This is a genomic window from Parabacteroides chongii (assembly GCF_029581355.1).
Taxonomy (GTDB): domain Bacteria; phylum Bacteroidota; class Bacteroidia; order Bacteroidales; family Tannerellaceae; genus Parabacteroides; species Parabacteroides chongii.
In genome coordinates this window covers 3,853,151-3,878,288 of record NZ_CP120849.1, presented here as the reverse complement: position 1 = coordinate 3,878,288, position 25,138 = coordinate 3,853,151, and the positions used below count along the sequence as shown (strand labels likewise).

The following is a 25,138-nucleotide window of genomic DNA, read 5'->3' as shown; positions in this document are numbered from 1 at the left end:
GAAACGCGAGTTTCCCAAGCAGGGAACCGGAGTTTCCTGCCGGGGAAATTATACGGATATGCTCAGGCAAAGGGATTGCTGTCCCCACCTTTTACAAAATCCGCCGGATAATGGATGGATGAGATCACCTTATTATCTTTCAGACGTATCCATGATTTGAAGGAACGACTGCCTTCCGTCAGTTCGAATACACGGGCTCCGTTTCCTCCGGGTATGTCATGGTAGACCGTCTTGCCTCCGGTGAAACGTCCGTAACCGAGCAAGATACCTTTCCAGTTGGCCACATAATCGTTGACATGATCATGACCGACAAACGTAGCCATCACATCCCCGGCTTCGAGCATAGCCGTGAATAACCCGGAATTGACTACCGGTGCACAGGCTTTCTCCTTACGGATACCGATCAACAACGTATTCTCGTCGGAAGCTGCCTGGTTATATTCAGGCACAGGGATATGGAAAAAGGCAAGTGCCGGAAGCGGCTTGCCACTGTTCTTTGCCGTCAGCGCAGCACTGCTTTTCCTGTACCAGTCGATCTGATCCGGCTTGATCCAGTCGTAGCCCTTGGTTTCCTCTTTCCGGGAATAAGCCAGGCTGTCGAAGCCGTACAGGATAAAAGCCTCCTTCGCCCCTTTCGAACTTTGTATCGGCAAGATGAAATTGGTAACACCGTTCAACCCTTCCACCGTTCCGGTCAGACTGCCCGGCATATCCTTGATGAACGCATAGATTTCCTGACGGGTCATGTCGTGTTCGTCATCGTGATTGCCTAATGTTACGGCAAACGGGAGATTGCGGGAGATAACAGGTTCGAACGCCTTCCGAAACCCTTCCGCTGCCGGCTTGGCAAACACGATATCACCCGTATAGATCACGAAATCAGGCTTTTCGGCAGCCAGTACTTCGTTCATGCATTCGGCAGCCTCTTCCGAAGCCGGGTTGCCCGGAACCCAGTGCACATCGGTAAACTGTACGATCTTGAATTTGCCGTCCGCATTAAACTTTAACTTGTCCGCATGCGCTTTATAAGTCGCACTATCCAGGTAAGACGCTCCGGTAGCCGTCTCTGCAACCTCTTTCATCGTATCCTTTCCGATTGCTTCTGCGCCGGAAACTCCTAAAAAAGACACCGGGAGCAAAAGCCCCGATGTCCGTAAAAACTCCTTTCTATTCATGCCATTTCTTTTTATTTAATCCACCAAAGAGGGTCAGATGTCCTGTCGTTCCCTCCGAACTGCGACTGAAGGGCAGCCTGCACGCTGGCGGCATTGTTGTTATACTCATCCTGCGGATACATCCAGCGGTATGGCAGGTTCACTCCGGATGCCCGGCGAAATTCAGGATAGCCCGTACGCAACTGGTCGTAGTAAGGCATCCACATGCTGCCTTGCAGGAAAGTAGGGATATACTTTTGCAGGATGATACGTTCTATCTTCTGCTCGTTTGTCAGCGAAGAAGCATAAGCCACCTTGTCGCCCTGCAGATAGGCCTCAGCCGCATCTTCCCCCAAATATTGGGCTACGGAAGAAGCATATTTCTCATAGAAGCGGAAAGAAGCCTTGACTGCCGATTCGTAAAACTCCTTGTCATCTCCGGAAATCCAGCCGCGAACCACGGCTTCCGCCAAAAGCAACTGCTGCTCGGTGTATCCCAACAAGATCATCGGTTCATTGGTCGGATGCTGGTAATAACGGGTGGCGGGTTTGGAACAACCGCCCAATGTCACTTTATCATTGACAAGGCTGTAAGGGATCGCCGGATCGCCGCCATCATAGGAGGCGAAATCGTCCACGGCGAGTCCCGCCTTTTCCGCAGCAGGAGTCTGCGTACAGAAAGCAAACAGACGAGGGTCTTTGCGGGCAGCCAGGACAGCCACATAGGTAGAATCCATATAACGTCCCGAACCGAAGTCGCTGTCGTTGAAATAAGGATAGCGGTCGTCCTGCTGATCGAGGAAGACGAGCTGGCCGTTGTCGGCTTCGCCGGTCATCAGCGGTTCGTCCCGGAAGATACGGGCAAAGGTTGACTTCACATCTATCCCGCCTACGGTCTGTTTGTTCGACAAGGACATCAGGACACGCAACCGGTAGGCATTGATCAGGCGGCGCCATTTCAGCAGGTCGCCTCCATAGATAATATCACCGCTGATAATGCTATTATTGTCGGTCAACAACGTATTCGCTTCTTCCAGCTTGGCAAGCACGGTAGACAGTACCGTCTCCTGCGAGTCATATTTGGGTTGGTACAATTCATTCGTTTCGCCCTGCAAGGCTTCGCTGCAAGGCACATCACCGAACATCATCGTCAACATATAATAATAATGCGCTTCAAAGAAAAGAGCCAGGGCCTCATAAGCCGTCTCGTTGCTCTTCTCCGCTTCCTCTTTCATCTTCGTCACATCGCGCAGGTTACTGTAGTAACCGAAACCGCCGCGTGTCCATTTATACACCTGGTAAGGACTTTCGCCGGAGGTCAAGACCAGCTGCTTCGTTGCGTGGCAAACCTGTGCATCCGATTCTTCGAATGTTTTGAAAGACAATCCGGTAAGCAAGAGTGCCGGATCGGTGGTCGTCGGGTTGTTCGGATCGACATTCATCTCTTCCAGGTCGATACACGAGTTGCAGGTGAATGCCAAAGCGGCACCGGCTGCTATATATTTCAGATATTTCTTCATTGCTTTATCGTAAGATTATAATTTGATGGTTGCACTGATACCGATATAACGGGCGGAAGGGTCCTGCAGGTCCGAGTCGCTGGCACCGAAGTCCGGATCGAGGTAAGGCGTTTTCTTCCAAACTGCCAGGTTGTTGCCGAACAGGGTCAGATCCAGTCCTTTGATTACATTCGACTCGAAGAGGTTCTTCAGGTCGTAAGACACAGCCACACGGCGCAGCTTCAGGTAAGAGCGATTGAAAGTGTTGGCGAACAACTCGTTCTCGCTGGTACGGACCACGGCACGATACGGATAGTTCTGTGCCCAGGTCTGGATATTGACAGCCGTTTCATTCTTCTTGTACACGCGGGTATCTGTCAGGATATTCCCGTTCACGTCATAGGTAACCTCACCGCTGACGATGTTTACGCCTTCCGGTACATAGATCGCTTTGCCGCCGTTCTCATATTCTTCCTGACGGTACATGGTCGACTTCGGATGTTTTCCGCCCCACCACATCTTCTGGGTGGTAGTCGACACCAATGTGCCGCCTATCGCGCCGTCTATATCGATGTTGACGGTAAACTTTTTGATCTTAAACGTATTCTGAAGTCCGTAGCGAACGTCGGGCGACTGGTTACCGATATGGGTGGTAAATGCGCTCTTGGTCGGCATGCCGTTGGCATCCAGGATCAGCTGGCCGTCCGGGGTCTTTTCCCATTCGGTAGCGTACATGGCATCCGCCCGGTCGCCCACTTTCAGGTCACCGAACTTTTCCTGACCGCCGTAAATCTTGGTCAGCTTGCGGATGTTGCTGCTCCAGTTGGTCGACACATTCCAGGTGAAGTGCTTATTCTGTACAGGTGTGGCGTTCACGATCAGCTCGAAGCCGTTCGTCGTATATTCATTGCCGTTTACAAAGCGGTAAGGGAAACCGGATGCCTCGGAGATAGGCAGTTTGATGATACTGTTCTCATCGAGCATACGGTAGTAAGTCAGATCCAATCCCAGGCGGTTATGCAGGAATGAGGTAGACATACCGACTTCAAAGGAAGAGGTCTTCTGAGGCAGGATATCCGGATTCACCAGGGCTGTCACCGTTCCGGAGCCGGAAGGATCGGTCACGGCATTCGGATAGGTCACCGAAGGCGTACTGCCATAGAGGATACCTTTTGCGTAGGTTGCCTGCAAGGCGTACGGATCGAGGTCGCTGGATACTTGTGCCCAGGCAGCATTGACCTTCAGATAATCCATCCACGAAGGCAGCTTCACATATTCGTTCACCAGCGTACTGGCGGAAACCGAGGGATAGAAATAAGAATTGTTGGCAGCCGAAAGCGTAGACGACCAGTCGTTACGTCCGGTGAAGGTCAGGAAGAGCGCTTCGAACAGGTCGATGTTCACGGAGCCGTAGGCGCTCTCGATCGCCTTCTCGTTCATCAGGTTGGTCGCACTGACCGGGTTCAGGCTGTTTCCCATATTATATACTTTCGGGACGATCAGTCCGTCGGTAGCCTGCGTTTCCTTACGTATTTGGCGGTAGTAGAGTGAAGTTCCGAGATTGGCCGTAAAGGCGAAATCCTTGCTGACAGCGTGTGTATAAGTAGCCAAAGCATCCGCATTGATATCCAGCTGTTCGCTGTTCCAGGTCTTATAATCACCGTTACGCGAATCGCCGTAATTCATGTACGACTTCGGGCTTTTCATATCTTCAAACGTACTTTCCAGGCGACCGGCGGCACGTCCCTGCAGGGTCAGTCCGGGCAATACGTCCCAGTTGAGTTTCACCTGGCCGTTTACGGTGTTGCGGTCGTGCTTCTGTGTCAGCTCGTTGGTTGCGAAATAGGGGTTGTTATACCAGGCATAGTTATAGTTTGCCTGACGGGTTCCTTCCGAGTCCGGACGGTACAGATGCTGTGACAGTTCCTTTCCGTTCACGTCGTTACCCATCCACAACAGGATTGTGTACATGTGATTCTTAGGGCCGTAGCCGTAGCGGGGATAGTTGGGCGAATAGACCTTATTATATGAGAGGTTGGAAGAAAGCGTCACGCTATTGCTCAGATTGAACATACTGTTGAAGTTCAGACCGCCCGTATAGATGGAGGTGTTCGGAACCTGTCCGCGTTGTTTGGAGAAATCGCCGTTGAAGTTGTAATTGGCTTTCTTAGTCTTGTTTGCCACGGAGAAGGTCGCTTTGGTGATGACACCCGTACGAAGGAAATCCTTCAAGTTGTCGTGTGCCTCCCAGGTGATCGGAACGCGTTCGTAGCGTGTACGGTCGTCGTAGATAGAGCCGGAGACATCGCCCCACCAGGGGATCACTTCACCCGTTTGCTTGTCGCGGATCGGGCTGTTCCACTGGGCGATCTTCTGCCCTTCAAAACGGGGTCCCCAGGTCATATCGCCATCGGAGATACCGCCGTCGGCACCGTCCCAAAACTCATACTGTCCGTTCGAACCGGAACCGAACTCCGTCTGTGTTTCAGGAAATACGGTGAAACCGGCTGTTACCATGCTGGATATGCCGGCTGTTACCACCAGACCTTCTTCTTTCGCCAGCCTGGTAGTTATCAGAATGGCACCGTCCTTACCACGCGAGCCGTACAGGGCGGCTGCTGCCGTACCTTTCAGTACGTTGATGCTTTCGATATTCTCCGGAGAGACATCGAACAGGTCGGATTCCACGGGAATACCGTCTACGACCATCAGCGGTGTCTTGCCGCGCAGGGAGAAGCTCGGTGCCTGGAAAAGTCCGGTCGGATTGTTTACGGTCAGACCGGCTACCTGTCCGGAAAGAGCGTTACCCACATTTACCGTACCCGGCTGTTCCAGCGCTTCCGTACTTACTTGCTGGGTGGTGTAGCCCAGTTTCTTTTTCTGTTGTTTGATACCGATGGCGGTAACTACCACTTCGTCGATCAGCTTGACGTCGTCGGACATTTCTACATTGATCACTTTCAGTTCTCCTACCGGACGTTCTATCGTCTCGTATCCGACAAAGGAGAAAACCAGTGTCGCGTTCCTGGGCGCTTCAAGCTCATAGTGACCGTCTATATCGGTTACTGTGCCGACAGTGGAGTTTTTGACTACTACGGCTGCACCGATCACCGGACCTAATTTATCCGTTACCGTACCGGTCACTTTCACCGACTGGGCAAACGCCAGCGAGGTACAAAGTAGAAGCCCGCAAAGCATTAAGTAAAATTTGTTCTTCATATCCAAATGAATTAATTAAGACATACAAAGTCCCGGGGCAGGAAACAGACCTGCCCTATAACTTTATTTATCAATAAAACGTATTAGGGGAAAGAGGGGGAATTAATAGAGGTTCTTCAGTTTGACGTTGTCGAAGATAGCCAACAGGCGAGATGAATCTTTCTTGTTACCTTGAAGGGCTTCCTCAAAAGTAATCGTGTCGGAGTCGATGGCGGCCAAAGCAATCTTCAATACGTTGGCAAATTCGTCTGCCGCAGCTTCTTTCGTCAGTTTATTACTTTTCACATCCTTATTCAACTGTTTTTCGATGGAACGGACGGCATTGTAGATACCCGGCTTACGAATCACCGTACGACGGGCAGGATCGCCCGGAACGACTTCTTCCTTCACTACATACATATCCATAAATGCACTGTACAGGCATCCGACCTCTTTGCCGAACTTATGGTTGTTCGCATTGGCAAGTTCTTCCGCAGTAGGCTCCTGAACGGTGGAATAAAATTCCCATGTTTCGGCAGGAATAGCTTCCACATTGGTCTTGTCTGTCTTGTCATTATCGCCATCGGCAACAGTCGCAGCACGCAGCAGGGAGAATGAAGCTCCTAATAAAACAACTAATAACACTAAACTTTTTTTCATAACTCTTTTCTTTTGCTATTAAATTATGCTGCAAAAGTAAAGGCACGGTATTACAAAGAAGATACAAAGGGGTTAAGTTGCGTTTATCTTTATGTTACAAGGAAAGCAATCGCTCTACGGCTTCGATAAAAGCGGTTGCTTTGGGTAATAATTCGTCTATTTCTTCTGCGCTGGAATAAACAAAGTCGTCATAATAAAATTCCTTCATTAACGACATTCACATAAAAAGGAGTCTTAAACGGTCGATTCCGCCATTGTTTTTGGGTGTAGACCAATGGGCTGATACTAATGTGTTCTGCCAATTCCAAATCGTATAAAGGATAAGTGATGGATGTGATGGCGTTGTACGACAAAGCAAAATATTCGTTCCTCTTCTTTTTCAGGAGCAAATCTTTTGTTTTGTGCAGAAGAGTTCCTACCTTTGTAGAAAAATCAAGCCTAATGAAGAAGAACGTAAAAACAAAAGAGCAAATAAATATCTTTCAGCGTATGCTGGAGGATAAACGAGCTATACGTCAATGCATTCAGACAGGCGGTAACCTGAAAGAATTAGCCAAAGCCCGTGGAATCAAATTTGCAACCCCCTAGCTTTCCATTCGGTTTATACTTTCAATATCGAGCCGGAAAGTGAGTCTATGCACCCCATAGATAACAGAATAGCTATTACCGTTGTTTCCATTTTACAGAAATTCTTTTCTCGCAATGAAAATGCAATGATAATGGTATGCGATAATTGCGATGGAAAAGAGGTGAAGCGTGAGAAGCTTTTCTCCCGTTGGTTCTCACGGTATAACGACGGGAATATCAGAAAGTATGATGGTTCCTCAGCGTGTGAAGATTATACGTTATATGTCTCCTTATATATCCACAAACAAAACAGAAACGAGCAACAGCTCGTCTCTGCTTTCTATGATCTGGTAAATAATAACTTATACCCGGTATAACCGCCCTCGCTATGCCTTCCCGGATAAAGGGCGGGCAGACCCCGCCCCTACGGCGGTTATCGAACGATAACCACCTCGCTATGTGTTCCCACTATCACCAGGTAGCTGCCTTCCCTCAGGCCGCTGAAGCGCGTCGTGCCTTCCGATTCGCTGCGACGGAGGCATTGGCCGGATAGCGCATAGATGGCTATCGGGAGCCTCGTCGGGGTGTCGACCACGATGGTGCCTCCACGTTCCGTACGGATACGGATGGAGGCGGCGGCGATCTCTTCGTTGCCCACGGGGTGAAGCGCACGGAACCAAGCGTAAGCCTCGGTGTCTTCACGCAGACGGAAGGTCAGCGGCGAGCGTCGGCTGCCGTCCATCCACTCGACGAAGGCGCGATGCCTGTCGCTCACGGCCGTGAGCGTCAGCTCCGTGCCGAAGGGGTAACGGAGCGCGTCGGATGAAGGCGAAGACGAAGCGGGCGTAACTGCGATGCCCACGCCGCTGCGATAGAGGTCGTCGCCCTCGAAGAGGCTGTCGGCGGGAAGCGTCAGGGTGTAGGTGCCGTAGCCGCTCACTTCGCCGATACGGATGTCGCAATCGTCGTCGTAGACATAGACGCGGTAGTTGCCTCGCGTGTCGGGTCTGAGCGTGTTCGACCAATAGCCGTCGACGGTGACGGTCGGATACTCGCCTGTGCCTGCCGGGTCGATCTCGATGGAGAAATCGATGTAGCTGCCTTCGCGCACCTGATGCGTACCGCCGCCGTGGATGATGGCTCCCGTTATTTCGCTGGGGATCGTGACGGTGTAGTAGACAGGTTCAGGGTCGGGAGTTGGGTCAGGCGCTGGGGCTGGCTTCACTTCTTTGAAAGTAGCCGTGACGGTCACGGCCTCACCCGGCATTTCAAAAGTACGTTCGTTGCCGGAACCGGAAACATTCGTACCAGTCACATTCAGTGTTTCCAGCTCGTAGTCTTCATCAGGGGTGACCGTTAGGGTGACAATCTCGCCTTTAGAGGCTATTGTCTTATCAGTTTTAACTGTACCATTAGTAATACCAGCATCAATCGTGATCTCATAGCCTTTTTTTGTTGTAACAGCCACCTCGGAGGACAAAGAAGCAAAGCTGCTTTCCGTAGCCTTGATACGGGCATAGAAGGTGTATGTTTCGCTATGAGTAAGATCGCCAAAGGTTGGACTTGACTGCCAAGTGATTGTAGGAGACTCATCAGTATTCTCTTTCCCATATTCAATATCCCTACCTTCTATATCTGTAGTAGCTTTCAACGTAATGCTGGTTGCAGTTGTCTTGCCCTCATCCGCCGAAAGTGTCGGTGTTGCCGGGCGTGAAAGGGCGATGACATCGCTGATTTTATCTTTATCAACAGTCTTATTGCGAACATAGATAGTAGAATTGTCATTCCAAGTAATTTTACCTGACAGCAATGGATTAAACGATAAGTCTGTTGCCACTTCGTAACCTGTGTTATCTTTCACTTCCTCATTTTCGAAGTCTATCGCATCCGCTACCTCCACAGGCACCAACTCCACCGTTGGCAGCTCGCAACCCTCGAAGTATGGCAAAGTGAGAGTACCGCTTTCATAATTAGCGGAACCTGTCCAAAGATCCCCAACCAACTTCCCATCCATCACCTCAGCCAACTCTTTAGCCGTCTTCGGGGCAGCATTCTCATTACCACTATCGGTGTCATCACCAATCCCGTTCGTTGCCGTTCCGGCAAGGTAGAAGCAGTCGGTGATTTGGCCGTATTCTCCGTTATTGCCACACACGCCACCGACTTGGGCAGACTCTACCCCCTCTACCGAACCGACATTATAACAATTGGAGATCTTCGAGCCTACTCTTGCGTCATCGTTCTTACCACACACGCCGCCGACTAAAGCAGCTGTTCCCTCTACCGAACCAATATTATAGCTATTGGAGATAAAACCGTTGCTAGAGCCACACACGCCGCCGACCTTGGCTTTGTTTCCACCCGTTACCGAACCGGTATTATAGCTATTGGAGATTGAAATTGAGCTTGAGCTAGAGTTATAGCCACACACGCCGCCGACAGAGATATTGTCTCCACCCTCTACCGAACCGGTATTATAGCTATTGGAGATAGAGCCGACGCTATGGCCACACACGCCACCCACAAAGGCTGGGGATTGTGTTCCCTCTACCGAACCGGCATTATAGCTACTCAATATCGAGCCTTCGCTAGAGCCACACACGCCACCGACAGTGGCTTGCTCTCCCGTCCCCGTCACATAACTATCCACCACCCCGACATTCTCTATCTTACCGCCTTTGCCAAGATAACCGAACAGGCCTAGATTAGCACCATCGTTATTATCATTAATATAAACCCCCGACACCGTGTTACCATTCCCATCAAAGATTCCTTGAAAACGGTTCGTCTTGTTCCCTATCGGCGTCCAATGATCCTGCAGATCAGGTGGCGTGCCATTATCCAACGTATACCCCGACACCGCAATATCCTGCATCAACTTGCCATTGAGCTTAGCATTTCCAATATTCACCTTCCCTGCAAACCAGCGCAATTCCTCTGCTAAAGAGATAAGATAAACGCCACCCTCAAATTGCGGTACCTGTGAAAGGGTGGGGAAGGTTATATCTTTATCATTTGCTGTGGCTTCACCTATCCAGGGAGTATTTGGATCTAGTACCAAGCCTTTATCCACTGCGATGACAAACTCCGCAGGGTCTGCAGATGTAGCCTTGCCAGTGTCATTATCCTCATTCCCAATCCCTTTATCCGGTTCCACCGTTCCGGCAAGGTAGAAGCAGTCGGTAATTGTACCGTAGTTCTCGTTCTTACCACACACGCCACCGACAGAGGCATCGCTTTTACCCGTTACTGAACCGGCATTATAGCTATTGGAGATCGTGCCCAAAGGGTTATGGCCACACACGCCGCCGACTAGGGCAGACTCTCCACCTTCTACCGAACCGACATTATAGCTATTGGAAATCATCCCAGAGTTAAAGCCGTTGTTCATGCCACACACGCCGCCGACTTTAGCATTATCTCCTCCCTTTACCGAACCGACATTATAGCTATTGGAGATCTCGCCAAAATAGTTATGGCCACACACGCCGCCGACTAGGGCATAGTCTCCACCCTCTACCGAACCGACATTATAGCTATTAAAAATCTCGGCACTAAAGTTCTCGGAATCAGAGTTCTCGCCACACACGCCACCGACATAGGCTTGCCTTGTTCCCTTTACCGAACCGGTATTATGGCTATTGAAGATCTTGCCCTCATAGTTCTCGCCACACACGCCGCCGACAAAGGCCAACTCTCCACCCTCTACCGAACCGGCATTATAGCTATTGGAGATCTCGCCATAATAGCTATAGCCACACACGCCGCCGACAGAGGGCCCATTTACTGTCTCATTTCCTGTCCCCTTTACAGAACCGGTATTATGGCTATTGAAGATCGCGCCACGACTGCTATAGCCACACACGCCGCCGACATTGACATCATATCTTGTCCCCTCTACCGAACCAGCATTATAACTATTGGAGATCGTGCCACCAGAGTTCTCGCCACACACGCCACCGACATTGGCTTGTATCCCTGTCCCCCTCACATAGCTATCCTCCACCCCAACATTCTTTATTACACCACCTTCGCCAAGACAACCGAACAGGCCTAGATAACCGCTAATGCCACTATATTCAATATAAACCCCCGACACCTTGTAGCCATTCCCATCAAAGGTTCCTTTAAAAGATTTGTCATAGTTATTCCCTATCGGCGCCCAATCCTTAAGCTCGTCATCGCCTTGCAAATTCCCATCTTTATCCAACACTTTCTCATTAAGAACAATATTATTTTGCAATATAACCGTCTTGCCTTCAAAATTGTCCTCACCATCATTCACCAACTCCGCCAATTTAGCCAGTTGCGCTGCGGTAGAAATATGATAGATTATTCCATCCTCATCAACCGGCTCCAAGTTCTTAGCCACCTCTCCATTCCACACTCCATCTTTCCCCCAAACGGCGCAAACCATCATCACCAATATATTCAATACAAGTATCAGTTTTCTCATTTTATGCTATTCGTTTTATCGTTTCATTTTATAGTTTCAATGCTCTAAAGGGCAGGAACTAGTCTTTAAAGGACTATGATAATTACTGTTTCTTTATGGAGAAGATATCGGATTTAATAAACTAATATATTGATATATTAATATTAATTCACCTTTCAAGAAGATGGCGGATTGTTTTTTCAGTTGATGTGACGTCTCATAATTCAATGCATACACCGGTTATTTTCTGCTTTAAAAATTTTTCAATTAAATATTTTTCGTTTATCTTTATATGGAATTGAAAGGTTGTTTTTCGGTAACATGCAGACGGATTCTCACTCGTATTTCGGTCGGAAATACCGGTGAAGCAAATACCTGTTATCTACCTGTTTGTTATTGTTTATTTTGTATTAGAAAACAGGCTTACTTTTCAAGGCATAGCTTAAAGGAGAGAGAAAATGACGTAGTCCTTTAAAGACTAGTTCCCCCCTTCCCCCTCCCCAGCTCCTACACCTTGATTTTCCTCTCCGGAAAATCGATATACATTTGTCGTCACGTTTTTATTGATCAAACACGTAGATTTATTACTTAACAAAACAAACAACCACCCGATACCGGCATGGTTATCCCGTCCGAACGGCATGCTTAACCCACCGTAACGACACAGGCAAGCTACCCTGGTGATACTACCATGTCAGCCCCGCCCACGCAAGGAAAACCATCCCTCGGGATAATTCATAAAAAACACAATAACCATAGGTAGTCCTCTCTTCCCACAACATAAAAAAATCATGAGAAAAAAAAGTATTTGCAACCGAAGACTCATCCAGTCCTTCACAACCTATCGACGCTTTTTAAGTACATACACCGACCGCGGCGCACTGCTGCACGAAACCGCCCTCTTCCTGCTCAAAACCCAACCGTTGAGCGAGCAGGAAGAAGCCTTCAAAAGAAACTTCTTCGCCACCTACGCCCTCGAACTGGCCGGGCCATGCGGATGTCACGACGTCTTGCCCGCCCATTTACGCATCGACAATCCGGAGAAAACACAGATACTGATCGAACTGATGAGCGCCCTGCGACGACGGGGATTGCTGGGAGATATGACTATCAAACAACTGGCGAAAATCCTGAACTGCATCCTTCTGTCGAAATACAGCCTCTCGGGCATGAGAAGCCGCCTCAAGACCGTCCTGCCGGAACTGGAATACGTCGACGGAACCATCCATGCGCTGACAAAAGAAATCAAGCAAAAGAAGAACGAACAACAAAAACATAAATAACATTTATCCCGGGAAGAGAGGAAACCTTTCGACCGGTTTTTACGGATCGCTTTGAAAACAAGGCGTTTAACCTCCTGAAAACAGGGAAGACGACCTTCCGGATACCGACGTTATATTTGTTAAAAATTTTAGAAAAACATCTTGCTCTCTTATATATATTCTTATATAATAATGAAAAGCGTCTCAAAGATCGTCTCACGATTGTCTCCGAAGCCTGTTTTTCAACTTTGTAAAAGACTGATATATAAACCGATAGAAAGAGAAAAGACCGTCCGGAGATTGTCTTAAAGATCGTCTACTAATATTTGTTAACAGCAACTTTAAAACCATATCGTTATGCAAAACATGAACAACAAAAAAACCGACCTGTTTCTGAGAGGATTTCTCAAAGTGCCAAACACCATTCTAAGCAAGATGTATGCCGACGACTCATACACCCGCCAGTACGGCAATCTATACCTCTGCCTCTTGTTTCACGCCAACAAACGCGACGAAGATATCTCCATCCACTCGCAAACCGTCTACTGCCAACGAGGCGAATGGATCACAACCTACCGGACTATCGAAGACAAGACACAAATCTCGCGGTCGCGATTGAGTGTATTGCTGGATGATATGGTGGCAGACGGCGTGATCGCTGTGCAGCGGCTGCCCCGCTTCACGATCATTACGATCGTAGGTTACGACGACTGGATGAAGGTACCCGTCATCGGTAACCTGCCGCCGGCCATACCGGCCCGGCACATCCCGCCAGCCTACCTGAGAGAGAGTTTTCGCCCCGTTTACGTACGATTCACCTAAATAAAAACAGACAGATCATGACAAAAGAAGCAAACAAACAACAACAGTTCCCGCTCCCCCTCCCGGCTACGGAAGAGATGGAACGTGCCGTTATCCTGGCCGTTATCGCACAAAGCAATGCCATTGCCGACGTGGCGGAGCGTCTCCTGCCCGATATGTTTACCAACCCCGACTACCGCCTGGTCTACCGTGCCATGACGGCGCTCCACGACCGCGAGGCGGACATCGATATGCTGAGCATCGAAAGTGAAATGCGCCTGCTCGAACCTGAGCAGGCGGCGCGTCTGAACGGGTTGGGATTTATTGCCGACCATCTGCTGACGGTGCGCAATGCGTCGCATATCCGGACGTATGCTGCTGCGGTGGTGCGTTGCTGGGTGTTGCGCCGGCTATGTGCCGATATGAAAGAGCATGCGATCAAGGCGCACGAACCGGCGGTCGACGTGGTGTCGCTGCTCGGACAGGTGCACAAGGGCGTTCAGAAGCTGGAGGATTTCTTTGCCGTCAGCAGTACCACACACGCCGCCGGGGAGGTGAGCCGCCGCATCCTCGATACGATTTACCGCGAACAGAGCTTGCATGCCGCCGGAGAGATGCAGCAACTGACGACGGGCATCGCGGAGTTCGACCGTCATCTGGGCGGTCTTTACCGGGGCGAACAGCTGGTACTGGCGGGTCGTCCTTCGATGGGGAAGACGGCGCTGGCGCTCCACATGGCGTTGGCGGTGGCGCGCAAAGGGAAGCGGGTTTGTTTCTTCAGCCTGGAGATGACGGAACGGCAACTGGTGAGCCGCCTGCTTTGTATGCTGAGCGGCGTGGAGCCCGACAAGCTGCGTTTCAAGCAACTGGCGGAAGACGACCGGGCGAAGCTGGAGGCGGCGGCCGAGGAGCTGGATCGCCTGCCGCTTTTCCTGAACTATTGCAGCGGCTGCACGTTCGAGGAGATCCGGGCGAAGACGATGGCGCTGCACCGTCGGATGCCGCTCGACCTGATCATCGTGGATTACCTCAACCTGATACAGGTGAATCCTGCCGGGCGTGGCGAGGTGAGGGACACGATGGATCTGGCGTTGGGCGATGTGTGCCGTAAGCTGAAGAACCTGATCATGGAGGCGGATGTGGCGGGTATCGTACTGGCGCAATTGAACCGTAACTGTGAGGCGCGTCAGGATCATGTCCCGGTGATGAGCGACCTGCGTAACTCGGGCGAGATCGAGCAGATAGCGGACAGCATCGCGTTTGTCTACCGTCCGGAGCAGTACCGCGAGTATTACGACAAGCATACGAAGGAGGATATGCGCGGCGTGGGCCAGTTGTTCATCGCCAAGAACCGCAACGGGGCGACGGGCGAAGTGCGTTTCCGGTACAATGCCAGCCTGACGCAAATTTATCCGTACAAAAACAAATTACCATGAACATCCAACAATTAAAAAATGCCAACCCTATCGAACGGGTGGCGGCGCGTTATGGAAGCCTTCAGAAGGCAGGTGTAAACTACAAGATGCTATGCCCGTTTCACGACGACCATCATCCGTCACTGATGCTGCATGTGGGCAAACAGTTTTTCAAATGCCATGCCTGCGGGGCGGGAGGCGATGTGATCGCGCTGGTGATGGAGATGGAGCATTGCTCGTTTGCCGAAGCAACACATATAATTGACAATGGACAATTGACAATTGACAATGAGAAAGAGAGAAAAGGAGCCCTTCCAAGAGCAAGCAAGAAGGCCTGCATCCCCCCTCCAACACAAGCCCCATCCCACAACTGTCAATCCAAACCCTCCCCATCCCCTAATTGTCAATTGTCAACTGTCAATTGTCAATTCAAAGCCTCGCTTTTGCCCTACGCCTCCGGCCACAGCGAACTCTCTCCCACCTGGCTCGACTTCGGGGTCGGATTGGCTCCGGCCTTCGTGCCCGATACTTTCCGTGCGATGCGCAGCCGCATTGTCTTCCCGATCTACGATGCGGAAAAGATGCTGACGGGTTTCGGTGCACGCCGTATCGACAATGGCCTGCCGGACGCAGCAGCCGACAGTTCCCCCAAATACATCAACACCGCCAACAACGGGCTGTTCGACAAGAGCCGCACGCTCTATGGGATTCACCGGGCAACAGAGGCGATCCGCAAGGAGGGCTTCGTTTTTATGGTGGAAGGATATAAGGATGTCCTCGCCATGCATGCCGCCGGATTCTGTCACACGGTGGCTTTATGTGGGACAGCGCTGACCGACGGGCAGGCGGATATTCTCTCGCGCTACACCTCCTGCCTGCATCTTCTGCTCGACGGTGACGGGCCCGGACAGAAGGCTGCCGCAAAGATTGCCGCCGAACGGCAGCGTCAGTTCAGTGTACGTACTTCCTCTATCCCCGGCGGCAAGGATCCCGACGAGTTGTTCCGCCGGCTGGGGAAGGCCGGTTTTCGCACCTATCTGCATCATCTGACCGCACAGGGTTGTTATTCGGCACGCCGTCTGCTGGGGTATTGCCTGCGACAGCCGTCGCTCGCTCCTTTGCTCGAAGGGATGCTCGAAGCGGACGATATGCGGTTTGCCGACAGCGATTACAATGACTTGCTGCATTGCCTGGCGTTGCAGGAGGAGTGTCCGGAGGAGTTGCAGGTGTTCGCCGGTTACCTGGAAGAGTTGCTGCCGAAGTTGTTTCCGGCCCTCCCCGAATTGCCGGGCGTACCGGAGGGGATGACGGATGAGCAGATCCCGCTATCGCACGAGGTCATGCTCCGGATACTTCTCACGGAGTATTACGAAGAAAAGATCATCGGTGAAGGCCGCCGTTTGCGTCGGCAGATACAGTCCGTCGACCCGGCTGACCGCCCTACCCTCTTCCGCGACCTTCATCGTCAGCTCCGTCACCTCTCACAGATCACCCGCGAGGCGGAACGGACGGCGGCAGTGGATGAGAGGTGGTTTTAAGGGGCTGACGCCATAAAAAATGGAGATAATTTGTTTATCAGGAAAAGATATTGTTTCTTTGTGACAAAGGTTATATTATAAAGAAAGGAACCAAATCTATGACAAAGAAAAAGTACTCCGAACCGGATGAAACGACTTCCCGTTCATCTGTCAATGAACCCATAGCTTCTTACGGGTTAAGTGAAGTTATAGGACAAACATCGCCTGCCCAATACTCCTTAGATGAACTGAAGGCTCATCTGGCTATATCCCTGGAAGATATTAAAGCCGGACGCATACACAATCATGAAGATATTCCTAACCTGCGTCCTCAATGGTATGGGATACCCGGCAAAATCCGGCTAGTCTGAAGGTGCATTTGTAAAAGCTAACAGAATTTGCTTTTTAGGAAAAGATATTGTTTCTTTGTGGAAAAGGTAGTATATGAACAGACCTGATATTGTACATAAAATAAAAGAGATTTTACATCGGGTAGCACCTGGTGCAGAAGTTATTCTGTACGGTTCGGAAGCGAGGGGTGATGCCAGGCCGAATTCTGATATAGACATTTTAATATTGGTTGATAAAGACCATTTATCCTATAATGATATCACCGCTATCACCTATCCCCTATACGATTTAGAATTGACAGAACAAGTGAGTATCAGCCCATTGGTATATACCAAAAAACAATGGCAAAACCGACCGTTCAAAACTCCATTTTATATAAATGTAATCAATGAGGGTATCAGATTATGAAACAGCAAATGGATGAAGAAAGCATAAAAGCATTGGTTTCATATCGCTTGAAGCGGGCTAAAGAAACATTACATGAAGCTGATATCCTGATGAAAGACTGTTGCTACAATGCCGCAGTCAACAGGCTTTATTATGCCTGCTATTACGCTGTTATCGCTTTACTTGTAAAAAATCATATAGCTGCACAAACCCATGATGGAGTGAAGCAAATGTTTGGATTGCATTTCATCGTCACAGGAAAGATCGACCGGAGATATTCCCGCTTTTATAGTCAACTCTTTAATGACAGGATGAGTGGTGACTATGACGATTTCCTGTTTTATGATAGAGACATGTTATCTGAACTACGTCCCAAGTCTGCCGAATTTATAGCCTTGATCGAATCTATATTGTCAGAAGCATAAAGAATCCAAACAACCCCGAACCTCCCCCAACCCACACGAACAATCGCGAACTGCCCGCCTGCCGCATGTCGTAGCTTTGTATTGTAATATTACAACAGACAACAAAGTTATACACCATTAAAAACTTTCTAATCATGGCAGTAAAATATCGTTTAGTTCAGAGAAAGGACATGAGTAAGGATGCAGCGCCGGACGCTAAGTTGGTATATGCAGTAAGCAGTTCGACCGGGATGTGCGACACCGCCCAGATGTGTGATATCATAGCCGACCGCTCGGCAGCCACACCGGGTGACGTGAAACTGGTATTGGACGGCGTGCTTCACGTCCTGAAACAGAAACTCCCGGACGGGCAAACCGTTCAATTGGGCGACCTGGGATATATCCAGGTGGTATTGGGTAGTAAAGGGGCGGCTACTGAAAAGGACTTCAGTGCCAACCTGATTAAAAGCCGTCGTATCCTGTTCCGCCCGGGAAAAGTGCTTGTGCAGCTGGCACAAAACTTCAAGACGGAGCGTTACGCCACCTCCGGCAGCACGACAACGCCGCCGAAGGATGATGAAGACGACAGGCCGGTGATCGAGTAGTCAGACCAACGATCGAGTAGCCAGGAGCAGTCAGGGTTCCCCCAAATGATCGAAAATACATGTCGCCTGTTTGGGGGTCAACACCTTCCTTCCCGGTTTCCAGCCACAAGCCGTCAGCCGGGAAGTCAACTCGTCACTCAGTTTGATCCAGCGCCGGAGCTGCACGGAAGCACATTCGGGCTTACTGTCGGGGAAATACAACAGGGCCAGTTCCTGATATCCCCACACACGTTCGATCTTTTGTTTTTCGTCAGACATAACTCTTCGTTTTACTTGTTCAAGATGTATAAAGATACTCAATTACAAGCGAATAGACAAGAAAAAAAGAGGTTATTTAACAACAAATTCATCCGATCATGACAAAACAAGAATTTATCCGTATCTATCTGTCCGATGCTTCGGAGGCAGGCGGGAAATACCAGATCAACCCCATCGTTATCCTGGCACAGGCGGCCATCGAATCGGGCTGGGGCGAAAGCGTACTCGCCAGAGAACATAACAACCTGTTCGGTATCACCGGCTACGGCCCTAAAAACGAATACTGGCACGGCGGCAAGGTGGAACTCAGCGAAGGCGGACTCTGTTTCCGCAAATACCGTTCGACACGCGAAAGCATCTTCGACTTCGCCCGTCTGATCCGTACCGCCTATCCGGCAGCAGCCAACGTCAGCCGGAAGCCCAACGCCTACGCCTCCGAGATAGCCTACAGCCGCTACATCAGCGAGGTGAACGGTGACAACCGGGCTGCCTACCGTAAAATGCTGTGCACCATCGCCGCCAGCCTTCAACGTCTGGTCGAAATAAACGAAGCCAAATGGTACAACAACCTGTTCGCTCCAACGACAGTCGGCCGGCAGGCTTGCAAACAACTTATTCATCAACCAATAAATACACCAAGCGTATGTCAACACTCAAAGTAATCTTCGATTTCCTCCTTTCCGTCGTCAAGATCATCTTTCCCGGAAAGAACAATGGGAGGCACTGCCATCCGGATCACCCCGTTCCTGACCGTCATCACCCTGACAGCCCTGATCCTGAAGGAGACGGAAGTAGCGATGGCGGCAGTGGGAGCCATCCTGTCGATGTTGCCGAAATCCCCCCGGACGAATGCATAGATGCCGCCGACTTCACCGACAGACTAATGGGTCATGCGATGATTGCCACCGCTATTATCGGCTACCTGTACAAGATGTATCTCTCATAAACATCCGGCGTAGTACACCCTGTCATCTGATCAGCTTATACCCGATCCCCCGGACATTCAGTATCTTGATCCGGGGGTCTTTTTCCAGTTTATGCCGGAGCTTCGTGACGAACACATGCAGGCTGCGGGCATTGTAGAAGCTGTCGTTCCCCCAGAGTTCCAATAGGATATCCTTGGTGTCGACCGGAAGATTCCCGCTCTCGCAAAGCAACCGGAGCAACTCCGACTCTTTAAAGGAAAGCTCGACCGACTCACCGCCTGCCTCCAACGTCTGTGTAGACGGATAAAACGTGTACAACCCGATTTCGTGATACGCGACGGCGACAGGCTCGACCTTGCTTTTGACGATCAAAGCCTTCACCCGGACAATCAGTTCGCGCAGACTGAAAGGTTTCCGCAGGTAGTCGTTCGCCCCCAATTCGAACCCTTGCACGATATCGTCAACGGACGAACGGGCACTGAGGAACAGGACAGGTACCTCCTTATCCATCCGGCGGATACGGCGCACCATCTCGAAACCATCCACCTCCGGCATCATCACGTCGGCAATAATCAGTGCCGGATGCTCTTTGAAATAATGCTCTATCCCATCCAGTCCGTCGCGGGCTACCGTTACTTCGTAGCCTTCCTCTTCCAAGGCGTCTTTGACGATCATGGCCAGGGAAACTTCGTCTTCTACTAATAAAATATCCATATGCTTGGGGTTATTGCGGTAATGTGATTATAAAACAGGAACCCTGGCCGGACACACTCTCTACGCTGACCGTCCCGCCATGCTTCTCCACCATTGTCTTCACATAAAAGAGTCCGATACCGTAGCCTTTCACCTGCGAATGACGGCTAGAAGGCAACCGGTAGAACTTATCGAAAAGATGCCGGCGATACTCTTCGGGAATACCGGGGCCGTTGTCCTGCACACGCAGCTGCACCTTTCCTCCGGCAGCCTCCGCCTGTATCGTTATCTCCGGTTCCTTGTCTGCATATTTGATGGCATTATCCACCAGGTTGCTGATGATACTGTACAAATGTACACGGTCGGCTCTCAGGGTTATTTCCTCCGGAACAGACTCCACACGGATGCGGTAAGGGCGTGACGACTTGATCTTCTGCTGTTCCAGTATCTTGCCGATCAGGGTATTCAACGAAATATCCTCCATCACCAGGCGAATCTCTTTCCGTTTCTCCAGGCTAAGGGTCAGGATCTGTTCGACCATTCCGCCCAGCCGTTCCAGTTCCTCGTGGCAGAGGTGGAGGTATTTATCGGCCTTCTCCTTATTTCCCAGGAGGTTATAATGGATGATCGACTCGATGGCGGCATAGGATATGGCGATGGGTGTCTTCAACTCGTGCGTCACGTTATGGGTGAAGTCGTCTTTCAGTTGCTCCACCGTCTTCTGATGGATCAGGAACCAGATCATGTAGGCGAACGACAATACCAGGATCAACAGGATCAGGAACGAAGAGACCAGGATACCCGTCATTCCCGCCAGCGAAGCCAGCCGGGTCGGTTCCACATAGACGTAATAGGCTTTCGGATGATAGGTGGTATATTCCCAGGTATAACGGTCGTAACGCGCCGGGTCTTCCCCTGTGGGGACGGAAGAGGCGACCACCGTACTGTCGGCAAGCGACCGTATCTCCGTTAAATGGCGGAGGTGCAGGTTTTTCTCCCGGAGACCGGCCGTCAGCAAGCTGTCGAACTTCGCCAGGTCGACGGGAAAGATCGTATCGATCACCTCGTGGAGGCTGCGTTGCATCTGCAACCCCAGCTGGCCCAGCGAACTGAAATCGTCGCCTACCCTGACCTTGGCACTTTCGAGTACTTTCTTCAATTCTTCATCCACTTCGGGCACATAAGGGAGTCCGGCTTTTTTCTCGACGATCCGGACGGTCGCCGGTATCGAATCCTTATTCCGGAAACGGGTAGCCAGGGCGATACCTCCCCGGTCGTCGGCCTGCGAGAAAGTCTCCCGACGCTTGTTCGACAACCGGCTGATGGTGTCGGCGCGGCTGAACAATTCGATATGGTCGGCATTGCGGATCGCTTCGATGATATAGTCCCTGTTCTGCTGCTGGTGGGAATGGTACAGCCGGTCGATCCAAAACAACTGGTAGGCGAATATCCCGGATAACGACACGATCACCAGTGCAATGATATATTTCATGGATGATTTCATGCAAACAAATATAAGGATTCTCCGGCTTGCCGCCTGCCGCTTTAAACCAAAATAACACAGTTTCGGACGAATGTTATTTAGTCTTACCAAATGCAGGCGTTTTTTGGAACTGTTCAGCGCCCTTTCTACCTTTCGTATAAAAATCACGAAAAGCACAAGAACATGAAAAGAATCTATTACCTGTTATTGATAGCCAACTTGCTCCCGCTGCCCACCCGGTTATCGGCACAAAAGCAGACTGACGGTAAGGGTACGATCCTGGTGAACGACAGCATCACGCTGGAACTGCCGGAGGTATTCGTCAAAGCCGAACGCCCGTTGGTGAAGATGACCGAGGGAAAACTCCAGTACGACATTCCCAACCTGATGAAAAGCAAACCGGTGGACAATGCGTTCGATGTTCTGGGCGAACTGCCGGGCGTGGAAAAGAAAGGCGACAATATCTCGCTGCTCGGCACATCGGGCACGACGATCATCATCAACGGCCGCAAAAGCAGCATGACGCCGGAACAGTTGGCCGATATGCTGAAGTCGACCTCTTCCGATAAGGTGAAAAAGGTGGAGGTGATGTACAGTACTCCGCCGCAATACGGTGTACAGGGTGCCTCCATCAACCTGGTCATCGAGAACGACAAGAGCCTGAAGGATATCCTGAAAGGGGAAGTGTCGCTGACGGGGGAACAGGGGTATTATTTCTCTCCTTCGGGACGGATGAACCTGTCGTACACGGGAAAGAAATATACGACGGACTTCTCCTACTCGGCGGGTTACCGACACAGCCGCTCGACGGAAGATATGCATGCGGAACCGACCGTCGACGGACAGAGGTACGATATCCTGCAAAAGAACTGGTCGGAGAACAAAAGCATCGCCCACAACCTGCGGGGTGCTTTCGAATATGACTTCGACAACAAGGACAAACTCTCGGTCTCCTACACGGGACGGTATGTACAGGATGGCCCCGCTTCCCACCGGGGAGGACGGACGGAGTTCACAGGCATCGAAACGGTAAACACCGCCAGCCGGACGACCGGGCCGACTTCCCTGCACAGTGCACGGATCGATTACAACGGCCATAAGAACCTGAACGCAGGTATCGACTATACCTTCTACAAAGATAAATCGTTGCAGGAGCTGGTCAACAATTTTGAAGACGACACCGACCAGGACAGGCGCAACGAAAGCCGCCAGCAGACGCAACGGGCCAATATCTACCTGAACCATTTCGTCGTTACCGCGAACAAATGGAAACTATCCTACGGGCTGGAGGCTTCGTTGTCGGGGACGGACAACAAGGCGGAAGCGCTGCTCGACAACACGGAAGAACGCGAAGGGACATTCGACCTGACGCAGAGGGAACATTCGGTCGGCGCTTTCGGCGGTTTCTCGCGTTCGTTCGGGAAGAAGCTGACACTGGATGCTTCGCTGACCGTCCGGTATTACAAGGCTTCGATCGACTCGGCCGGAAAGAAAAGTACATTATGGGACAGGGCGGATCTCTTCCCTGCCCTGTCGCTCGTTTACCGGATCGATCCTTCCAACATGTTGCAGTTCTCCTTATCGAGCAACCGGAAGTATCCTTCTTATTGGGCGACTACGCCGAATACTTATTATATGAATGTTTACAGCGTGATCAAAGGCAATCCGGAACTGAAACCGGAGCTGAACTATTCGATGCAACTGACCTATATCCTCAAAAACAAGTATGTGCTTGGGGCCTTCGCCAATTTCCAGCCGGATAAGATACAACAGATGTCGTACCAGTCGCCCGACCGCCTGCAATCGGTCTTCCATACGATCAATCTGGATACGCACAATATGTTCGGACTGATGGCGGTCGTTCCTTTCCGTGCCGGCGAGGTGCTTAGTTCGCGGCTGACGTTGATGGGCTTCGGTATCCACGACAAAGGGACGCTGGTCGATGTCCGTTTCGACCGGAAGAAGCTCTTCGGGCGGGCCATACTGACCAACACGATCTTCCTGACCCGCGACAAAAACCTCTCCCTCGACCTCACCGGCGATTACTGTACGAAGGTGATACAGGGCCTTTACGATATCGACCCGCTCTACAGCCTGGATGCCGCCCTGGTATGGACGCTTCCCAAACAGAAGCTCCGCCTGACCCTCAAAGGCAATGACCTGCTGAACAGTCAAAAGCCGCTCACCCACATCGACCAGCAGGGTCAGAAGAGCCGCATGGAACTGTTCCAGGACAACCGTTCGGTCTTGCTGACGATCCGTTACAGCTTCGGCGGCTACAAGGAAAAGAAGGTAAAGGCGGTGGATACGTCACGGTTCGGAACGTAGAAAAAGGTTTCACCTTTTTCAGGTGACAGTTGACAAGTGACAGGTGACAGTTTGGCTTCGCGTTTGAAATTAGAAAATATTGAACCCCGCCCCTACGGTCGAACCTGCCTGTTCCATTATGACGGCGCCTGTAGGGGCGGTTCGCGAACCGCCCCTACCAACGACACTACATTCAAATTTGACAATAATTGAAACATGAAAATCTAACAAAATATGAAACAAAGAAACCTTTATTTATTCGTTATCTTTTGCTGGCTGTGCACATACGGTTCCCTGATACAAGCGCAGGATGACCCTCTGCATGCCATCGAGGAAGCGATAAGCAATTACAACTACCAACAGGCAATCGACCTTATCGGCCGACAGGATTCACTCTCTCCCGACCTGCAACGGAAGAAGCTGGCAGCCTACAAAGAACTGAACCGATACGGTGAAGCAATCCGCCTGCTGGACGAAATGATCGAAGCGGATTCGCTGAACATACATCTCTACATCGAACGGGCCAACTGTTACCTGATGCAGAACAGCGACAACAAAGCGTTGGAAGAATACGGAAAGGCGTTGAAGCTATCTCCCGAAAACACTTATATCCGGACAAAAATGGGACAGCTCTATTTCCGCAACGAACAATACACAGAAGCGAAAGCCCTTGCCGAAACGATGCTTTCCGCAGACACCACCCAGTATGCCCTGCGCCTGTTGGGCGATTGCTACGGAAAAACGGAACAACCGGATTCCGCCCTCTATCTGTATGAACTGGCACTGGAAAGGGATTCGTCGGACTATGCGGCAGTGCTCCGCCTGTCGAACCTGTATCTGGAAATGGATTCGGTAGATGCAGCGATCCGTTATACCGACAAGTACATCGGACAGGATTCCCTGAACCTGCCTGTCAACCGGGTCAATGCTTTTTGGCTAAAGGGTTCGTCATGCGCCGTGAGTTGAAAGAAGAGATCGTGGCATTGAAGACCTCCCTGTCTTATAGCCCGCAATCGTCCGTCACCCTCAATCATATCGCCTATGCTTACGATCTACTGAAGGACAACAAGAATGCCGTCAAATACTACAAACTCTTCCTCAACAGCATCAGCCGTCGCGAAAAGCTATCCGGCTATATGCAAAAGCTGAAAGAAGCCGCCGAGGAGAGGTTGCAGTATTACAGGGAGGAGGAATTCTTCAAAGGGACTTGAATTCG

Annotated in this window: 22 protein-coding genes and 1 pseudogene; 15 read left to right on the top strand and 8 right to left on the bottom strand. The window is 50.7% G+C overall.

Features of this window, described 5'->3' with window-relative positions; genetic code table 11:
• Positions 1–62 precede the first annotated feature (62 nt).
• The 4 genes from P3L47_RS14490 to P3L47_RS14475 all read right to left on the bottom strand — a co-directional run bounded on the left by P3L47_RS14490 (position 63) and on the right by P3L47_RS14475 (position 6,511).
• The gene (locus P3L47_RS14490; RefSeq protein WP_427910571.1) at positions 63–1,082 is read right to left on the bottom strand and encodes a metallophosphoesterase family protein; all 1,020 of its coding nucleotides are present in this window, start codon (positions 1,080–1,082) and stop codon (positions 63–65) included.
• Positions 1,083–1,186: 104 nt separating this feature from the next.
• A complete protein-coding gene (locus P3L47_RS14485) occupies positions 1,187–2,674 on the bottom strand; it encodes a SusD/RagB family nutrient-binding outer membrane lipoprotein (RefSeq protein WP_277781255.1) in 1,488 nt (495 codons plus the stop codon).
• A 15-nt stretch (positions 2,675–2,689) separates the two neighbouring features.
• The gene (locus P3L47_RS14480; protein ID WP_277781254.1) at positions 2,690–5,872 is read right to left on the bottom strand and encodes a SusC/RagA family TonB-linked outer membrane protein; all 3,183 of its coding nucleotides are present in this window, start codon (positions 5,870–5,872) and stop codon (positions 2,690–2,692) included.
• A gap of 102 nt (positions 5,873–5,974) precedes the next feature.
• Positions 5,975–6,511 carry a hypothetical protein gene (locus P3L47_RS14475; RefSeq protein ID WP_122363089.1) on the bottom strand — a complete coding sequence of 179 codons (537 nt, stop codon included), beginning with the start codon at positions 6,509–6,511 and terminating at the stop codon, positions 5,975–5,977.
• A gap of 441 nt (positions 6,512–6,952) precedes the next feature.
• Here P3L47_RS14475 and P3L47_RS14470 point away from each other — a divergent pair, with 441 nt between their 5' ends.
• Positions 6,953–7,099 (top strand): hypothetical protein, encoded by a 147-nt coding sequence (locus P3L47_RS14470; RefSeq protein ID WP_167369474.1) that lies wholly within the window; start codon positions 6,953–6,955, stop codon positions 7,097–7,099.
• A 47-nt stretch (positions 7,100–7,146) separates the two neighbouring features.
• Positions 7,147–7,455 carry a DUF6169 family protein gene (locus P3L47_RS14465; RefSeq protein WP_235848750.1) on the top strand — a complete coding sequence of 103 codons (309 nt, stop codon included), beginning with the start codon at positions 7,147–7,149 and terminating at the stop codon, positions 7,453–7,455.
• Between the two features lie 56 nt (positions 7,456–7,511).
• Here P3L47_RS14465 and P3L47_RS14460 read toward each other — a convergent pair whose 3' ends face one another.
• On the bottom strand, positions 7,512–11,534 hold the full coding sequence (locus P3L47_RS14460; protein WP_277781253.1) for a GLUG motif-containing protein: 4,023 nt from the start codon (positions 11,532–11,534) through the stop codon (positions 7,512–7,514).
• A 770-nt stretch (positions 11,535–12,304) separates the two neighbouring features.
• Here P3L47_RS14460 and P3L47_RS14455 point away from each other — a divergent pair.
• The 8 genes from P3L47_RS14455 (at position 12,305) to P3L47_RS14420 (ending at position 18,255) form a co-directional block, all read left to right on the top strand.
• Positions 12,305–12,796, top strand: coding sequence for a hypothetical protein (locus P3L47_RS14455; protein ID WP_277781252.1), 492 nt, complete (start codon positions 12,305–12,307; stop codon positions 12,794–12,796).
• Between the two features lie 336 nt (positions 12,797–13,132).
• Positions 13,133–13,597: a hypothetical protein gene (locus P3L47_RS14450; protein WP_277781251.1), complete on the top strand. Its 465-nt coding sequence runs from the start codon at positions 13,133–13,135 to the stop codon at positions 13,595–13,597.
• 17 nt (positions 13,598–13,614) lie between these two features.
• On the top strand, positions 13,615–15,012 hold the full coding sequence (locus P3L47_RS14445; protein WP_277781250.1) for a replicative DNA helicase: 1,398 nt from the start codon (positions 13,615–13,617) through the stop codon (positions 15,010–15,012).
• Positions 15,009–16,529 carry a CHC2 zinc finger domain-containing protein gene (locus tag P3L47_RS14440; protein WP_277781249.1) on the top strand — a complete coding sequence of 507 codons (1,521 nt, stop codon included), beginning with the start codon at positions 15,009–15,011 and terminating at the stop codon, positions 16,527–16,529. The genes P3L47_RS14445 and P3L47_RS14440 overlap by 4 nt, the downstream gene beginning before the upstream one ends.
• Before the next feature lie 98 nt (positions 16,530–16,627).
• The gene (locus P3L47_RS14435; protein WP_277781248.1) at positions 16,628–16,879 is read left to right on the top strand and encodes a hypothetical protein; all 252 of its coding nucleotides are present in this window, start codon (positions 16,628–16,630) and stop codon (positions 16,877–16,879) included.
• A 73-nt stretch (positions 16,880–16,952) separates the two neighbouring features.
• On the top strand, positions 16,953–17,267 hold the full coding sequence (locus tag P3L47_RS14430; RefSeq protein ID WP_277781247.1) for a nucleotidyltransferase domain-containing protein: 315 nt from the start codon (positions 16,953–16,955) through the stop codon (positions 17,265–17,267).
• Positions 17,264–17,671, top strand: a complete 408-nt coding sequence (locus P3L47_RS14425; RefSeq protein WP_122362497.1) for a HEPN domain-containing protein — start codon at positions 17,264–17,266, stop codon at positions 17,669–17,671. The genes P3L47_RS14430 and P3L47_RS14425 overlap by 4 nt, the downstream gene beginning before the upstream one ends.
• A gap of 134 nt (positions 17,672–17,805) precedes the next feature.
• Complete coding sequence (locus P3L47_RS14420; protein WP_122362498.1) at positions 17,806–18,255, top strand: HU family DNA-binding protein; 450 nt, start codon at positions 17,806–17,808, stop codon at positions 18,253–18,255.
• A 30-nt stretch (positions 18,256–18,285) separates the two neighbouring features.
• On the opposite strand, the gene P3L47_RS14415 is transcribed toward P3L47_RS14420, so the two are convergent.
• Positions 18,286–18,513 carry a DUF4248 domain-containing protein gene (locus P3L47_RS14415; RefSeq protein WP_075557144.1) on the bottom strand — a complete coding sequence of 76 codons (228 nt, stop codon included), beginning with the start codon at positions 18,511–18,513 and terminating at the stop codon, positions 18,286–18,288.
• Between the two features lie 98 nt (positions 18,514–18,611).
• Between P3L47_RS14415 and P3L47_RS14410 the strand changes: the two are divergent.
• Positions 18,612–19,049, top strand: a pseudogene (locus P3L47_RS14410) (glucosaminidase domain-containing protein); the annotation flags it as partial.
• 177 nt (positions 19,050–19,226) lie between these two features.
• Positions 19,227–19,370, top strand: a complete 144-nt coding sequence (locus P3L47_RS14405) for a hypothetical protein (protein WP_165359923.1) — start codon at positions 19,227–19,229, stop codon at positions 19,368–19,370.
• A 111-nt stretch (positions 19,371–19,481) separates the two neighbouring features.
• Here the strand turns inward: P3L47_RS14405 and P3L47_RS14400 are convergent, their stop codons facing one another.
• Both P3L47_RS14400 and P3L47_RS14395 read right to left on the bottom strand, forming a co-directional pair.
• Entirely contained in the window at positions 19,482–20,153 is a 672-nt protein-coding gene (locus P3L47_RS14400) for a response regulator transcription factor (protein WP_277781246.1), read from the bottom strand.
• A gap of 10 nt (positions 20,154–20,163) precedes the next feature.
• A complete protein-coding gene (locus P3L47_RS14395) occupies positions 20,164–21,636 on the bottom strand; it encodes a sensor histidine kinase (protein WP_277781245.1) in 1,473 nt (490 codons plus the stop codon).
• 162 nt (positions 21,637–21,798) lie between these two features.
• Here P3L47_RS14395 and P3L47_RS14390 point away from each other — a divergent pair, with 162 nt between their 5' ends.
• From P3L47_RS14390 to P3L47_RS14380, 3 genes are all read left to right on the top strand, one after another.
• Positions 21,799–23,943: an outer membrane beta-barrel family protein gene (locus P3L47_RS14390; protein ID WP_277781244.1), complete on the top strand. Its 2,145-nt coding sequence runs from the start codon at positions 21,799–21,801 to the stop codon at positions 23,941–23,943.
• Between the two features lie 213 nt (positions 23,944–24,156).
• Complete coding sequence (locus tag P3L47_RS14385; RefSeq protein ID WP_277781243.1) at positions 24,157–24,888, top strand: tetratricopeptide repeat protein; 732 nt, start codon at positions 24,157–24,159, stop codon at positions 24,886–24,888.
• Positions 24,873–25,133: a hypothetical protein gene (locus P3L47_RS14380; RefSeq protein ID WP_277781242.1), complete on the top strand. Its 261-nt coding sequence runs from the start codon at positions 24,873–24,875 to the stop codon at positions 25,131–25,133. The genes P3L47_RS14385 and P3L47_RS14380 overlap by 16 nt, the downstream gene beginning before the upstream one ends.
• Positions 25,134–25,138: the final 5 nt, after the last annotated feature.